The sequence below is a fragment of the Microcystis viridis FACHB-1342 genome, assembly GCF_014698335.1.
GTDB lineage: Bacteria > Cyanobacteriota > Cyanobacteriia > Cyanobacteriales > Microcystaceae > Microcystis > Microcystis ichthyoblabe_A.
Genome location: NZ_JACJSV010000055.1, coordinates 17,388 through 31,406 on the forward strand (window position 1 = coordinate 17,388; position 14,019 = coordinate 31,406).

19 protein-coding genes are annotated in these 14,019 nt (G+C 39.9%); 9 read left to right on the top strand and 10 right to left on the bottom strand.

All coding sequences use genetic code 11. The features are described from left to right. Nucleotides 1-603: 603 nt before the first annotated feature. Nucleotides 604-1,803 carry a bluetail domain-containing putative surface protein gene (locus H6G40_RS22910; RefSeq protein WP_199309446.1) on the top strand — a complete coding sequence of 400 codons (1,200 nt, stop codon included), beginning with the start codon at nucleotides 604-606 and terminating at the stop codon, nucleotides 1,801-1,803. A gap of 314 nt (nucleotides 1,804-2,117) precedes the next feature. Here the strand turns inward: H6G40_RS22910 and H6G40_RS16775 are convergent, their stop codons facing one another. Continuing rightward, a complete protein-coding gene (locus H6G40_RS16775; RefSeq protein ID WP_069474378.1) occupies nucleotides 2,118-2,708 on the bottom strand; it encodes a Uma2 family endonuclease in 591 nt (196 codons plus the stop codon). Nucleotides 2,709-3,335: 627 nt separating this feature from the next. Here H6G40_RS16775 and H6G40_RS16780 point away from each other — a divergent pair. Then, nucleotides 3,336-3,716 (top strand): serine hydrolase, encoded by a 381-nt coding sequence (locus H6G40_RS16780; protein ID WP_002737324.1) that lies wholly within the window; start codon nucleotides 3,336-3,338, stop codon nucleotides 3,714-3,716. Nucleotides 3,717-3,921: 205 nt separating this feature from the next. Here the strand turns inward: H6G40_RS16780 and H6G40_RS16785 are convergent, their stop codons facing one another. The 5 genes from H6G40_RS16785 to H6G40_RS16805 form a co-directional block, all read right to left on the bottom strand. Further along, complete coding sequence (locus H6G40_RS16785) at nucleotides 3,922-4,074, bottom strand: hypothetical protein (protein WP_002737765.1); 153 nt, start codon at nucleotides 4,072-4,074, stop codon at nucleotides 3,922-3,924. Continuing rightward, nucleotides 4,061-4,939 (bottom strand): SDR family oxidoreductase, encoded by an 879-nt coding sequence (locus H6G40_RS16790; protein ID WP_002754983.1) that lies wholly within the window; start codon nucleotides 4,937-4,939, stop codon nucleotides 4,061-4,063. The genes H6G40_RS16785 and H6G40_RS16790 overlap by 14 nt, the downstream gene beginning before the upstream one ends. A 3-nt stretch (nucleotides 4,940-4,942) precedes the next feature. Beyond that, nucleotides 4,943-5,251 (bottom strand): hypothetical protein, encoded by a 309-nt coding sequence (locus H6G40_RS16795; RefSeq protein WP_002737657.1) that lies wholly within the window; start codon nucleotides 5,249-5,251, stop codon nucleotides 4,943-4,945. Nucleotides 5,252-5,612: 361 nt separating this feature from the next. After that, on the bottom strand, nucleotides 5,613-6,674 hold the full coding sequence (locus tag H6G40_RS16800; protein WP_002736873.1) for an ABC transporter permease: 1,062 nt from the start codon (nucleotides 6,672-6,674) through the stop codon (nucleotides 5,613-5,615). A 156-nt stretch (nucleotides 6,675-6,830) separates the two neighbouring features. Further along, nucleotides 6,831-7,349, bottom strand: a complete 519-nt coding sequence (locus H6G40_RS16805) for an adenine phosphoribosyltransferase (RefSeq protein ID WP_002737799.1) — start codon at nucleotides 7,347-7,349, stop codon at nucleotides 6,831-6,833. A 98-nt stretch (nucleotides 7,350-7,447) separates the two neighbouring features. Between H6G40_RS16805 and H6G40_RS16810 the strand changes: the two genes are divergently transcribed. The 5 genes from H6G40_RS16810 to H6G40_RS16830 all read left to right on the top strand — a co-directional run bounded on the left by H6G40_RS16810 (nucleotide 7,448) and on the right by H6G40_RS16830 (nucleotide 10,278). Further along, nucleotides 7,448-8,074: a DUF3038 domain-containing protein gene (locus H6G40_RS16810; protein WP_002736178.1), complete on the top strand. Its 627-nt coding sequence runs from the start codon at nucleotides 7,448-7,450 to the stop codon at nucleotides 8,072-8,074. A gap of 2 nt (nucleotides 8,075-8,076) precedes the next feature. Next, the gene (locus H6G40_RS16815) at nucleotides 8,077-8,730 is read left to right on the top strand and encodes a DUF4335 domain-containing protein (RefSeq protein ID WP_036399963.1); all 654 of its coding nucleotides are present in this window, start codon (nucleotides 8,077-8,079) and stop codon (nucleotides 8,728-8,730) included. Between the two features lie 184 nt (nucleotides 8,731-8,914). Next, the gene (gene speD / locus H6G40_RS16820) at nucleotides 8,915-9,322 is read left to right on the top strand and encodes an adenosylmethionine decarboxylase (RefSeq protein WP_002781248.1); all 408 of its coding nucleotides are present in this window, start codon (nucleotides 8,915-8,917) and stop codon (nucleotides 9,320-9,322) included. Between the two features lie 59 nt (nucleotides 9,323-9,381). Continuing rightward, complete coding sequence (locus H6G40_RS16825; RefSeq protein WP_069474381.1) at nucleotides 9,382-9,687, top strand: DUF6464 family protein; 306 nt, start codon at nucleotides 9,382-9,384, stop codon at nucleotides 9,685-9,687. Nucleotides 9,688-9,765: 78 nt separating this feature from the next. After that, a complete protein-coding gene (locus H6G40_RS16830; RefSeq protein WP_002735789.1) occupies nucleotides 9,766-10,278 on the top strand; it encodes a L,D-transpeptidase in 513 nt (170 codons plus the stop codon). On the opposite strand, the gene H6G40_RS16835 is transcribed toward H6G40_RS16830, so the two are convergent. The 4 genes from H6G40_RS16835 to H6G40_RS24205 form a co-directional block, all read right to left on the bottom strand. After that, nucleotides 10,240-10,890 carry a TIGR04282 family arsenosugar biosynthesis glycosyltransferase gene (locus H6G40_RS16835; RefSeq protein ID WP_002737359.1) on the bottom strand — a complete coding sequence of 217 codons (651 nt, stop codon included), beginning with the start codon at nucleotides 10,888-10,890 and terminating at the stop codon, nucleotides 10,240-10,242. The genes H6G40_RS16830 and H6G40_RS16835 overlap by 39 nt on opposite strands. 193 nt (nucleotides 10,891-11,083) lie before the next feature. Continuing rightward, complete coding sequence (locus H6G40_RS16840; protein ID WP_002738227.1) at nucleotides 11,084-11,830, bottom strand: HAD family hydrolase; 747 nt, start codon at nucleotides 11,828-11,830, stop codon at nucleotides 11,084-11,086. A gap of 22 nt (nucleotides 11,831-11,852) precedes the next feature. Further along, entirely contained in the window at nucleotides 11,853-12,608 is a 756-nt protein-coding gene (locus H6G40_RS16845; RefSeq protein ID WP_069474382.1) for a dCTP deaminase, read from the bottom strand. A 100-nt stretch (nucleotides 12,609-12,708) separates the two neighbouring features. Then, on the bottom strand, nucleotides 12,709-13,152 hold the full coding sequence (locus H6G40_RS24205; protein WP_002737767.1) for a helix-turn-helix domain-containing protein: 444 nt from the start codon (nucleotides 13,150-13,152) through the stop codon (nucleotides 12,709-12,711). A 240-nt stretch (nucleotides 13,153-13,392) separates the two neighbouring features. Between H6G40_RS24205 and H6G40_RS16855 the strand changes: the two genes are divergently transcribed. Together H6G40_RS16855 and H6G40_RS16860 are read left to right on the top strand one after the other, a co-directional pair. Next, a complete protein-coding gene (locus tag H6G40_RS16855) occupies nucleotides 13,393-13,572 on the top strand; it encodes a helix-turn-helix domain-containing protein (RefSeq protein ID WP_080601636.1) in 180 nt (59 codons plus the stop codon). A 3-nt stretch (nucleotides 13,573-13,575) separates the two neighbouring features. Further along, the gene (locus H6G40_RS16860; protein WP_338010218.1) at nucleotides 13,576-13,794 is read left to right on the top strand and encodes a helix-turn-helix domain-containing protein; all 219 of its coding nucleotides are present in this window, start codon (nucleotides 13,576-13,578) and stop codon (nucleotides 13,792-13,794) included. The last annotated feature ends 225 nt before the right edge of the window (nucleotides 13,795-14,019 follow it).

The following is a 14,019-nucleotide window of genomic DNA, read 5'->3' on the forward strand; positions in this document are numbered from 1 at the left end:
AGAAAAGTTTAACGGGAGCATCTCATTTATGCAAGTGAGTAATTATACTTGTCCCTAAAACTGGTTTCTAGCAAGGCTTTTAAAATAGATTGACATAAAACCTGATTTAGGGGTTACAAAGGTGAGATGCTCCCAGTTTAACTTGAGATTGAGTTAACGAAAGTCTGACATCTTGTATCAGTATAGCACAATTCTGGGAGAGTACGTTTTCTCTCTTTCAAAACTACTGCCGAAGGACAGAGTATTCCAATATGTCGAATCTGTCGAATCTGTCCTTTATACCTGTCGGAACTGGGTCTTGTCGCCCCCTCAAAGAAAAAGGATAATACGGGTGTCGAAACAACATTCTCTCTATTTGGAGGAAAAAATATGTCAGAAGAAAAGTCATGGGCTAATGTAGCAAAGTTCGTCGGCTTATGTGCTGCTACACTGGGCGCACTGGTTGCAGCTGGTCGTTCTACGCCACCACCACCACCGCAGCCACCAAGAAACGAATCCAAACCCTAAACTGACTAATCAGTCTGCAACTTAAAGAGAGAGTGGTTATTCCCCATTCTCTCTTCACCCAAACCCTAAATAAAAAATAAAATGAGGTATTGAGCAATGGCAACAACACGTTATTTAGGAACTCTGACATCTGACCTAACACTATCAGATACAGTACCAATTGGAGATTATGATTTTTTTTCATTCTCCCTTCCGTCAGATTTATCAATGACAATTAGTGTTAGCGCATCAGTTGGCTTTTTAGGCGCAGCTTTTGGTTTGGACAAAAATTTAGACGGACGAATCGATAGCAGCACTATCTGGAGGAGTACACCAGGGGTTTTAAGCCCAGGAATATCTGCCACAAACTTTCCTGCCCAAAAAGGGTCTTATGTAATAGAAGTGTTGGGTACTGGTTCTCTAACATTTAATCAAGATACTCGATATACAATCGATATCTCTACCAGTCTATCCAAGCTATCAATCATACAACCAAGTAACTCGATAGTAACAGAAGGTGGGGTCTTGTCTTTTACGGTACGACGAGAAGGTGGATTAAATTTCACCCATACAGTTAATTATCAAGTTAATGGTGTAGGCAGCAATCCAGCAGATTTTTCTGACATCGAGTCCACGGAAGGTTTTATTACGTTTCAGCCAGGAGAATCGTCAAAAACGATTTTTATCAAAACTCGTGATGATTTTCGGCAGGAGAAAAATGAGCAGTTTGCTGTTCAACTTATTTACCCTACTAATGGGGCTTCAATTACAACTTCTACCGCAATTGCTACGATTGAGAACAATGACTTTATTGGGGGATTTGGTAGTGATGTAATACAAGGTACTCAGAAAGCGGATTATATCAATGGTAATGCGGGGGCAGACACGCTAACTGGGTTAGAAGGTAATGATACCTTTATATTTCAGTTTGGACAATCATCGGCTTTAGCTCCTGATCGCATTACTGATTTTAAAATTGGAGGAGATAAAATTGATCTTTTAACAAAGGCTGGCTTGGAAAGATCTGCACCTTCTGTTTTTACTCGTGCATCAGATAGTACTGCATCCACTTTAAGTATTGTTGCAAACAACGTTTTTGGGGATGCTAATGGACGCACGATTGGAAATCAAGCGTTAGGAAGCAACAGTGCTGCCATTGTTCAAGTATCAACTCCAGGTATTAGTGGAACTTATTTAATTGTTAATGACAATGATTCTTCATTCTCTCCTTTTGATGATCTGATGATCAATATCACGGGTTATCAAGGAAATCTTCCTGGAGTCGGTTCAATTTCAGTTAGTAACTTTTTTGTGTAAAAACAATTCTTCATTCTTCATTCTTAAGGGAGAATCTCATTTATGCAAATGAGTAATTATACTTGTCACTAAAACTTGTTTCTAGCAAGGCTTTCAAAATAGCTTGACATAAAAACCTGATTTAGGGGTTACAAAGGTGAGATGCTCCCCATTCTTAATTCTTCGAGCAATACGAATAATAATTAGTCGGCTCTTGAATTTGAGCATTAATGAAATTGCAGGAGACAGCGATCGCTTACTACCAATAAGCGATCGCTTTCGTAAATTGGAGTTATGGTGATAAAAAAATCTTAAAAAATTACCATTTTATATTGTTATGTTGATTCAATAATTTTTATCCCTGCTCTAAATTCTCGCAGTGCTTGAGCATGATTTTCTATACCAATACAACGCATCAATAAACCTACATCTAAACTCGGTAAAAGTTGCGATTTACTAACAGCTTCATATCCCTCATTTCCTAAACTATAAAACAATAACTCATCATTCATCCAAAACCAAACTTCAGGAATTTGTAACCGTTTGTATGCTTCCAGTTTATTAATTCCTCCACTACTAACAACCACCTCAATCACTAAATCAGGATGTTTTCTATTTGCTCCCAATTCATAAGATTCATCACCTTCTCTTTTAACCTTTTCAAATTCATTTTCTAAGGTGACAGAACCAGTAGGAGTAAAATCTAATCCCAAAAATTCTAAATAAATTTCTACTAAGGAAGCAATACGTTTTTTGATAGTTTCGTGTTTTTTCCCTGGCATTTTTCTAATCTCCAAAACTCCATCTAAAAAAGATAACTTTAACCCTGGGCGATCGATTAGCTGTTCAACAGCTTTAAATTCTCTCCAGGTTAAGTCACTAATTAAAATTGGTTCTGCTTCTCGTTCGATAAGTGTAGTTATCATAATTTAAACCCAAATTTAGAGCGTGAATTTTTCTTAACATGATATCATATAAAAACAGATGATCATGAAAAATATCATAGTTTAACAAACCCCCCTTAATCATACCATAGCCAGTAAACCTTTTGAGAATACCAAATCATCAGACTTCTTGTAAAAATCAAAAATTGTTGTTAGGATTAGAAGTCAGTAGTCAGGAGAATTAATAATGAATAATAATCAATTAAATGGTCTATTTACAGATTTTATGCCATTTAATCGGCTCTCTTGAGTTTAGTGGGTAAAATGTATTCTAAGATACATTCCTCCTAGCGAGGGGGTGGAACGAACCACAAAGACACAAAGATTGATCGATCATATAGTAAGTTAAACTTATCACACAGAACCTAGAAGAGCCGTTAATCCTTATTTTTGACGTTTTTGAACCCTCAAAAATTAATTATGCAAGAGACTTATCTAAATTACTTGTTAATAAGCTGTTCAGCATCTAAATAAGTTTTAAATAATCGTATTCGTGTAATTTTGCGTCAGACTTATGGGTTAAGAAATTTTCAACATCTGTACTCACCGCTGTTAGCAGCCAATCATTGATTAGTTAAACTTATCACGATCAGTATAATAGACCCAAAAATGTTATTTATTGGTTTAAAAAAGAGAGTGAAAATTGGAAAATTTCCAATCGAAATTGAGCAAGAACAAGCCATTTCACCAGCTTATAGCCAAGCGATTAAACAATTGATTAAACGAGATTTACATCCTCAAGCGTGGAAAGAAAAACCTTTTAATCCTATCCAAGACTTTTTAGGTCAATCTCCCCCCGTTAACACTCAATTTTATGCTAAGATAGGCTGGACATTTAATAATCGAAATGATGCGGCTATTATCGTCAGTCCTGATAACAAAGCTCATTATATTTTAGTTGTCTTTGAAGATGAAAAAAAGTTTTATCAAGACAAAGAGTTTTTCCCAATTCTTTCACTACAAGTTTATAACCAAATGCTTAAAAAATGACTTAAGAAAAGAATAAAATAGGAGAGAATTCGGGAAAATAAGTAGGTAAATACGCCAATTAAGTTGCAAAGGGCAGTTCAAATGATTCTGGTTCTGATGGAGTTGCCGCCAAGATTATATACATCTGTACTGAATAAAAAAAGTGCAGGACTTTTAGGGTATTTTACCTTTTTCCTATCGGCATTTCAGGCTTTTTCAACATACCCTACTTAACTTTTCGCAATCCTTTAGAAAGATAGGCAACGAAAAAAGCTAACACTCCCGTCATCCCTACCTCGAAATAATTAGTCATGAGAATAGCGGTAAAAAAAAGGAGTAAGATGATTAATATAGTCCGCTTTTGTTCAGATAATTTCATCTCTAATTGCCTCTAATTCGGTTTTAATACTTAATGGTTGATAACCTAAAGAAAAAGCAAGCGAACTATCAAGAGAAACATCCTGCGGACGCGGTGCGCTCATGGGAACATCGCACTGTAAACAGGGTTTTATTTGTTCCCTGGGAAGGTTAAAAACTGCCGCCATTAGTAAACCAAATTGATAACGAGAAACTCTTTCTTTACCCCCCAGATGAATAATCCCTTGCACTTTTTCTAATGCCAAAAGTAAACCATCCACCGCACTATTAACCCCAACAGCCGTCCGATATTCATCGGTAAATAGAGATAATTCTTTTCCCTCTTGCAGGGTTTTTAAAAAGGGTTGCAGAAAACTATTAGCGCTGGGAGAAGGGGAACCAAACATCAACGGCATTCGACAAATAGCTGCCCGAGGATATATTGCTAAAATACCCTTTTCTGCCGCTACTTTTTGCTCACCATAGACACTGACTGGAGAAACGGGATCATTTTCGGAATAGGGGGCATTTTTACCATCAAAAACTAAATCGGTAGAGGTAAAAACTAGGGGTATTTGATATTGACTACATAAACGGGCAATTTCTAGAGAAGCTGTCAGATTAATTGCCTCGGATGCTTGGGGAAATTCTTGACAGAGATTCGGTTTTGATTGGGCAGCCCCATGAATTACCGCGTCGGGTTTAATCTGTTGAAAAAGTTCTTTAACTGCGGCTAAGTCTGTTAAATTAATTTTAATTAAATTTGGGTCATTACTATTGACATTGTGATTAAGGTATGTACCGAAACTTGCCCAAGATGAGCGAGTTTTTTGGTAAATATGCCAACCTAAAAACCCACTAACTCCAGTGATTAACAGCGTTTTCATAGTTTAGAGATTAAATCCTTTTTCGTAGGCTAAAAACTGCACCTGTGGTTCCAACGGTTCACTAACTAAACCAATTCCTGCAAATCCCCATCGCTGCATTAGTCCCTTTAATTGTGTTCCTGAGAGAGTTTCCACAGAAAAATTATTGGCTAAATCCTGAGCATGGGTATTGATATAACTTAAAGCATCATAGGATTCTTTAAACAGAAGCAGATAACTAGCTGGAGTTTCGCTTTCACCTTTTCTCAGACGCGCTACTAGGTATTGTCCGTCTTGTTTTGACCTGAGTAAATAATGTGTAGTTGCTAACATAGTTTATTAAGTGAAAAGTGAAAAGGAAAAAAGGGGTTGGGTGGGGGTACATCCCATTTTTGTAAATCTACTGAGTTGGGATTTTTAAAGGGAAACTATCTTCTAAAATTGGTCATTACTTCCGATTTTACCACTCAATCCAAGCCTTTGGGGGGTTCTACCCCCCAAACCCCCCGTTGGGGGCGTGGCGCCGCCTCCAAACCCCCCGCGCATTAGTTTTTCGGTGGGATGCTTACACGCAGCTGCTGATACATCTGTAATAATTTAAGGGTCACTGATAATTGCTGATTGTCCCTATTTCTGCAAATGTGAGATGCACCCGTTGGGTAGTGGGAAATTTAGCTGAAATTTCCCTATCACCCTACTTTAAATCCTCCAATTTAATCCTAGGATCTACAGCTTTGAGAAGTAAATCAGCCAGAAGATTACCGATAATCAACATAGTAGCCCCCATCATTAAACTGCCCATAACTAAATATAAATCTTTGGCAGTCACAGCTTGCAGAATCAAACGACCTAATCCAGGCCAGTTAAAGAAAAATTCGGCGATAAATGCCCCACTTAACAAACTAGAAAATTCAAATCCCAAAAGAGTTATCAGGGGATTAATAGCATTGCGTAAAGCGTGAACATAGATAACTTTATTTTCTGGTAAACCTTTCGCCCTGGCGGTTTGAATATAATCCTGTCGCAGAACATCTAACAATTGTCCCCGCATCAATCTTTGTAATCCTGCAAAACTGGTAACTGTCAGGGCAATAGTTGGTAAAATCATGTGCCAAGCGATATCTAAAACTTTACCGATAGGGGAATATTCCGAATAGTTAATACTGGTCATATCACCCACCGGTAAAAGCGGCGAGACATTTTGGGCGAGAATTAGCAGTAAAAGGGCAGTGATAAAACTGGGAAAACCTTGACCAAGATAACTGATAACTCGGAAAAATTTATCGATAAATTGGTTTTGTTTGACGGCGCTGAGAATGCCCAAGGGAATCGCAATCGCCCAGGTTAAAATAATGGAAGTCAAAGACATTAATAACGTCGCTGGAATTCTCTCTAATAATAGGGAAGACACGGGACGAAAATAGGTAAAACTCAGACCAAAATTAAACTGAGTTACCACTTGCCACAACCATTTAAAATACTGGACAATCGGCGGGTCTTTTAAACCAAAAAGGGCAATATATTGTTCTTTAGTTTCCTGACTAATCTTGGGATTAAGGTCAAGCAAAGCCAGAAAACCGCCGGGGGTTAATTGGATAATAGCGAAACTCAAAGCCGAGGCCAACAACAGAGTTAATAAACCCTGGAGAACACGCTTGACAATATATAAAAAAGTTTCGCTAGTTAGGAGAGATTGTAACCCATTAGCACTCGATCGAGCGGTTTTAGCCTTATAATTATCATCGGTCGCCGTCATAAGTAATCATGCCAAGTTAATTTCCTAGTGGGGACTCCAATTCAGGAGTCAGGAGACAAATAGTCGCGCAGAATTAATTGCCATTTTTGAGATAGGCACTCTTGCCAGAGTGTTAGCGAAATGTGTAATTAATTCTGCTTAGGTACTTAAAAAAACCTAATAATCGATGAGGGTAATAATCGGTAAATCGGGTAATTTTTCCCGACCACCGAGGTCGATTAACTCGATGATAAAGGCAAATCCTAACACCTCACAACCAATTTTTTCTAATAAATCGGCTGTTGCTTTCGCCGTCCCTCCCGTCGCGATTAAATCATCGACAATTAAGACTTTATGATGGGATGCCACCGCGTCCTGATGAATTTCGAGGCTATCGCTTCCGTATTCCAAATCATACTCGATACTGTGAACGGCGGCGGGTAATTTGCCCGGTTTCCGGACAGGAATAAATCCCGCTTCTAATTGGTATGCTAAAGGCACACCAAAGAGAAAACCCCGCGATTCCATACCGACAATGTAATCGGGGGATAAACCGTAATCGCGACACTTTGCCGTTAGGGTATCGATCGTGTAACGTAATCCTTGGGGATGATTGAGTAGGGTAGTAATATCGCGGAAGACAATACCCGGTTTGGGAAAGTCAGGAATATCGCGAATCAGTGATTTCAGATCCATTCGGTTTCCGTGTCTCGTAAAATGGGGGACAGCTATCTATACAATACAATTTACAATATCCTGACTCGATCGCCCTTGTGTTTTAGTTCTCCTATATCATGACCTCTACTAGCCTAACGCCCGAATCTACAGCATCAGCCCCAGAAAAACCGGTTATTTTAAGCGTTTTACCCGATTTTCCGATTGCAAGTCAGCAATGCGCCCTACATCTCCAACAGCATATCGATTTAATGCTGTTAGCGTTGGAATCCTTAGAAGTCGGTGCCGGGGAGGCCCTGTTAGCCCTCTGTAAAGAACTAGGACTTGATAAAATTGTCAGAAACCGGATTATTTTCTGGCGATTACGCTGTACTAATCCCTGGCGAATTTCCTACACCCTCGACCGTCTCACCCTTGACCAAGCAAAAGCTTTAGTTATCATTGCCAGTTATCGGGCCAAACCCCTGGCTATATCCATCCGACAATTACTGTTAGCGCGGCAACAGATGGAATCAAAGGGTTTACCCGTGGATAATAATTTTCTTTTATCAGAATACCTAGAAAGATTTCGCTCCAATTTTCGCAGTCGCATGAACCCCCGTCGGGCCAAAGTATCGGTTTATCTAGCTGATGAAAATGCCCTAAATGAACTGGCTTTATCCCTCCTCGATCGGTTATTATTTTGTACTGGTACGACGGGAATGCAGCGGTTTTGGATTAGTTTATTTGATGGGGAGATCGTGTAGAAATGAGAAGACAGTATAGCTTGCCCAATTGTACCCTGATTCTCGATGGTTTCGGCGATGATTTCGCCCCGGCTAACCCCGGGGATAGCCGACCTTTACTCTCAATTTTGACTAACGTAGAATGTCGGTTAGTCGGGGCCAATAAAGTCCTGCAAGGTGGTCGGGTTTTCTTGGAAAATTTGGTACAAGCGGTCAGTCAGTATGCCCAAGAATTTTTGAGTGGTGTTCGTCATCCCCAAGACCCCGTCCATGAACCAGATCATGTGTACCTAGAAAAGATTGACCAGAATCTCCATCGTCTGGTCTGGTATCCATCAACGGACTTGAATATCCCGGAAAGTCCAGTCAACATAGAAATCAGTACCGTGCAGTTATTCGATTTAATAGAAGCGATTGACCAATTTTTTGCCGATACTCGCACTTTACCTGACCTAACCCTGAAATTACAGCCAGTTTCCCGTCGCTACCATAAGGTGAATGAATCGGTGGCCAGTCGAACAGTGCCTTTTTTGGCGGGATTAGGCAGTCTTGTCGCTTGCGCCCTACTTTTCTATCTGTTACCCGTCCCCCAAGTCCGTAAACCCGAAAATCCACCCATTCCCGCCGCTTCTCCCAGTCCCACCGTCCCCACTAATCCCGTCCCCCCTCCTAGATAAAATTAGGCCCTTGCGCTTTTCCCAACACCCCACACCCCACACCCCACACCCTTCTCCCCCACCCTGTCCCAGTTTTTTAGAGAAAGTAACCGAGAAAAACCAGATCTTTTTTGCACAAGTTAGAAAAATTGTGTTATACTGGTAAGTCTGTGAAGGTTTTTCGATAGGGAGTATTGAAAAAAAAATGACCAAACTGGGAACCCATTTGATTGTCGATGCTTGGCAAGTACCTGCTGACCTCCTCAACGATCCCGAGCGCATTCGTCGCGCTATCCTCGATGGAATTACGGCAGGAGAAGCAACGCTGATCGATTTGTGTGTCCACCAGTTCAGTCCCCACGGAGTTACCGCGACGGCGACTTTAGCTGAATCTCATATCGCGATCCACACCTGGCCTGAACACGGCTATTTCGCCGCCGATTTATTCTTCTGTGGTGCCGGTAAACCCGTGGTTGCCATGGAAATTTTGACCAAATCCCTGCAAGCAGGTGAGATTAAAGTGCGGGAACTAACCAGAGGATTCCCCGGTCCTGCGGCAGTTTATGAAAGCAAAAAGGAAGAACCCCTTAAGTCTTCCCTGGTTATGGCCTAATTTCTAGCGCCGGCCTCGATAATAAGTTAGCAGCACTGGCGATCGCCTAAACTAAAATCGTGATCAGGATAACCTTTGTTTTTATCCTTGCTCTCTTTCCCTCTCTGCTTAGTCTCTGGTTAATTAACCGATCCCAACAGAGATTAAGCAACCGTTTGAGAGGGATTCGCCATCGTCACGAATACAGCCCGGTGATTGCCAGTGATTTTTTGTCAATCCCTGTAGAGACAGAAAATAAACCGGCATTTATAGGTGATCTTAGTTGTCGTTTTAATGCCTATTCCCCCCACTTGCGTTGTGCGGTTAATCCCCCAGGTCCCTGTGAAGGTTGTCGGCAGTACGAAGCTAAAACTGGCACAGTGTAAGCGGCTTGAGCTTCCAAACAGTTCCCTATTTGCTATCCTTAAAAATTATCGCTATCGCAATTGAGGAGTGTGGGAATAATGGCGTTCAAACGAAATTTGACCCTCTTAATCATCGGATTAGGATTAACTTGTTTACCCGTATATCCGGCCCAAGCTAACCAAATCAGCACCGTCACCCCGAATACCGCAGCCAATCAAACTCTCGCTACCCATCTGGTCCTAAAACTGAAAGAGAGAAAAGTTTACGTTTATCAAGATAAGCAAGTTTTAGCACAATTTACCGTCGCCGTCGGCAAAAAAGGCTGGGAAACCCCCACCGGTAAATTTGAAGTGCGGGAATTAGTTCGCAATCCCGTCTGGAAAAGTCCCTGGACGGGAAAAGTCAGCACCCCTGGTCCCAATAGTCCCCTAGGGGAAAGATGGATCGGTTTTTGGAGTGACGGCAAAAATTCCATCGGTTTTCATGGCACCCCTGCGGAAAATTCCCTCGGTAGCGCCGCTTCCCATGGTTGTGTGCGGATGCGGAATCGGGATGTGAAAGTGTTGTTTGATTTAGTCCGCATGGGAACCCCCGTCATCGTTCAACCTTAATTCTGGCAGATATTTTTTTAAGATGGGCAGGTCTTCCGGGCGATCAATATCCGCTAATTTAGGCAGATAAGCGGTCTTTAAGGCCAGTTTAGCGGCGATTGTCTGAGTTTTTGCCAAGACTTCCCCCGTCCCCCAGGGAATACCGTCAAAAAGCTCTGGAAAGACCTGTTTTAAAGCAATTAGGTAGTATCCTCCATCTAACGCCGGCCCTAAAACCATATCGTGGGTTTTTAGGGCTTCAAAGGCTGCTAAAATCTCTTTTTCCCCGATTTCTGGGCAATCTGTGCCAATAATAGCGATCGCTGTCATCCCTTGAGCAAAACCATCAGCAAAAGCATTTTGCATCTTTTCTCCTAAGTCTTTTCCCCGTTGAGAATGATAGGAATAATGCACACCTAACCAAGTACGCATTTTTTCCTCGCTGCCGCCATGGTAGTAAATGATCAGAGAGAGAAAATTCCTCAAACCCGCTAATTTACTGAGAGTATATTCGGCCAGTTTGCGGTGTAATTCTTCGGCTCCCTCGGCTGCCAAAGCTGGAATCATACGGGTTTTTACTTTCCCCAATTCCGGATAACGGGTAAAAATAATTAGTTGTTGTCTCCAGTCCACGAGTGATTGCGACGATGATATTAATTATTAGTTTTAGCCTACTGTTAATAGGAGGCAGGAAACCCAATAAAACAGGCTTTATTGGCTTAGTATAGATTATTTTAGTTGGTTATTTAATTCTGTGTTGGGTTTCCTTAGGTCAATCCAACCTACGATGGCTTCAAGTGCCAGTCCTGCAAAATATCGGATTTTTTCAGGTCATCGACCTCGATTCGGAATTAGAATTAGAATCTGACTCAAGAATTTGTCTAATATCTGATAAATTATCAACTTTGTAAAAAGAGCCTAATGCAACACTTTCATGATCTTGTATCCAATGATAATGTGGATGATGATAGCCGTACAAGATACACTTTGCTCCAATTTCAATGCCTGGATTAATATCTGATTTTAGTGAATCACCAATAACCCAAACATCTTGACAATCAAAGCCTATATCTTGGATAAATTTTTTTAAAACTTCAGCATTTTTGTGAGGTACAACTCTTATAAAATCAAAGTATTTATACAGTTCATTTTTGTGTAACTTCTTTTTTTGAAATGAATTTTCACCTCTTGTCAATAATGCAAGAGAATAGTTTTGAGATGACCAATCAAGAATTTCTTTAGCCCCCTTAATAGTATTTGGTGTATTTTTTAAAATTAAACGGCCAAAATCTTTAATAGCTTTTAAAGTTTCCTCGGATATTTGATGATTTATCTTATGAGAAACAGATTTATAAGTTTCTATCATACTCCGAGTATAACGATAAGGAGAATGTTTTAGTTGTTGCATTTGAAGATGATCAATTTTTTCAAATTCTTCAATTAATTTATCTTCGTTAATTTGTAATTCTTCAGATAATTTTTCCACAAAAAGCTTTCTTGCAAGCCAATAAACATTGCTGGTATTTAGCAAAGTATCATCTAAATCAAATACAATCAGACCACTTTTAGCCATTTTTATATTACCTTGATTATTACTAACCTTGAGTTCCCTTTGAAGATGGTGTTGGACTTGGACTCTCTAAGGGAATTGGATTTTGATTATTATTCTCAGATTTCGGTTGCATACTGATCCAAACTGCAATAATTCCCGTTAAAGCTGCGACAGCGGTTAAAATAAGAGTCAACACAGTTATCCAATGCTTCACAATCATAAATTCTACTTCTTGTTTAGTGGGATAAGGTGAATCTGAGCCTTGAGCTATAATTTCAGATAAATTGTGTGTATCTTGTGCTACTAAAGCAGCATTAAACTGATCTTCTCGCTCTTGTCTACTAATATTTCTTTTATAAGGATTTGATGTGTTACATAGCATTTCTTCAAAAACTATAGTCAAAATCTTTCGTCCTCTTTGTATAGCTAATGGTGTTTTTCTTAAATTAATTGCTGTAACAGTAATAGCTCCCTCATAGCCAGCATCTATATGACCTGGATTGAGAACAAGAAGACCTTCAGAACTATCAAAATTTCGTGGAAAAACAGTTGCACAAATATTTTCTGGAAGCTTAATTTCTTCCCAAGTCAACAAATAAATAACCTCACCAGGTTTTATTACAAACTGCTCAGAGTGTTTATCATGAGCTTTATTAATTATCTGACCATGTTGAAAAATTGTTCCAATTCTCAAATCATAGCTGCAAGCTTCTAAGTTAGATGGTTCAAAGTCTGATATGTTTAATAATTTCTGATCGATCCGCTCTTTAATCTTTTGATAAGGAAGAAATCCTGGCATTGCAAAAACTCCTGAATGATGGGTGATTACCCGTTCATGGGCTGTTAAATTTAGTGGATGAAAGCTAAACAGATCAGTAGTTATAGCAATTATGCTGTTCCTACACTTGGTTAGAATTATACCAAAAGTCAGCGAACCTGCACTGGGCATCTTCCAAGGATCCTTCCTCAAGCACAGTGGGGAAAAGGGCGATTACTATTCCGTCGCCTGGGATTGGCGGGAGCGGGAAGTGGACGAAGAAATTGAGCAACTGGAACAGATTGCCGATTTTCTGGCTGCCAATTGGGCTACTATTCCACTGGTGAGCCTGACCAGACTTGGCGAGGGTTATCCAATGGCGTGCTGTACTATGGGAACAGCCCAACTCTTGGCAAATTTGGGTTTGAGTTTTACCCTCATCTGCCAGCAGCATAATTTGAATTCGTTGAAAATGGCGCTTAGACAACCCTTTTTCTAGGCTTTTTTCTAAGTGTTTTCTCTGAAAAGCACTGAGAAATCGACCAGAGTTATTGGGAAAATTAATACCAGTTTGAGATGATTTCATAAGCTGATACTCATTAGCATTAGAGGATTTTGGACAATCTGCGACATCTTTGCAAAACAAAATTTGGCGTTGCGTATTTGCGAGATAAATCAATTAGACACGGGTATTACCTCATACTCTTAGAACAGATGGTGGGCAGTTAGCACGGTGTATGTCGCCCATGCTTTTTGAGCATTATAAGCTGTTCAGCATCTAAATAGCGTATAATAGAAACAGTAACCTATTCAAATATCAATAGCTATGCCAGCCCCTAATCACTTGAATTCCGAACAAAAAGAAAAGTTACAAAAAGCAATAAAAAAAGAAAAAAATCCTTACATTAGAGAAAGAGTTTTGATATTGTTGTTGTTAAATGACGGGAAAACTCAAGTCCAAATCTCCAAACTCATTGGGTGTTCACTGCGAACAGTCTCTTATTGATGTATTCCTAGAGATGCCAATAATTTAGATAGCTTGAAAGACAAGAGAATGGAGGGAAATTATCGAAAAGCGACGGATGAGTATATCAAAATATTATTAGAGACAATTGACAAAGAGCCTCAAGAAATGGGGTATGAGTTTGGCCGTTGGACAGCCAAAAGATTAGCCACTTATCTGACAGAACAGACAGGTATAGAATTAAGTAGTTCTCAAGTCAGGTAATGATTCGGTAGTAGTGGCGTAGCTCTGTTGCTTACCTGGTATGAATTGTGTAAAATATTTATTAATAAAAATAATTGGAACCCGATCAGTCTTTCAGTCTTTAAACCTCTAGCTTGATCATGAATTTTCTGATAAATATCTTTTTCTGGCTCCTGTCTGGCTTACTGAAATATCAGTCTAGCACCGAACAAAGTACCCCCCCTAGTTCACCTCCGTTCCCCTGTC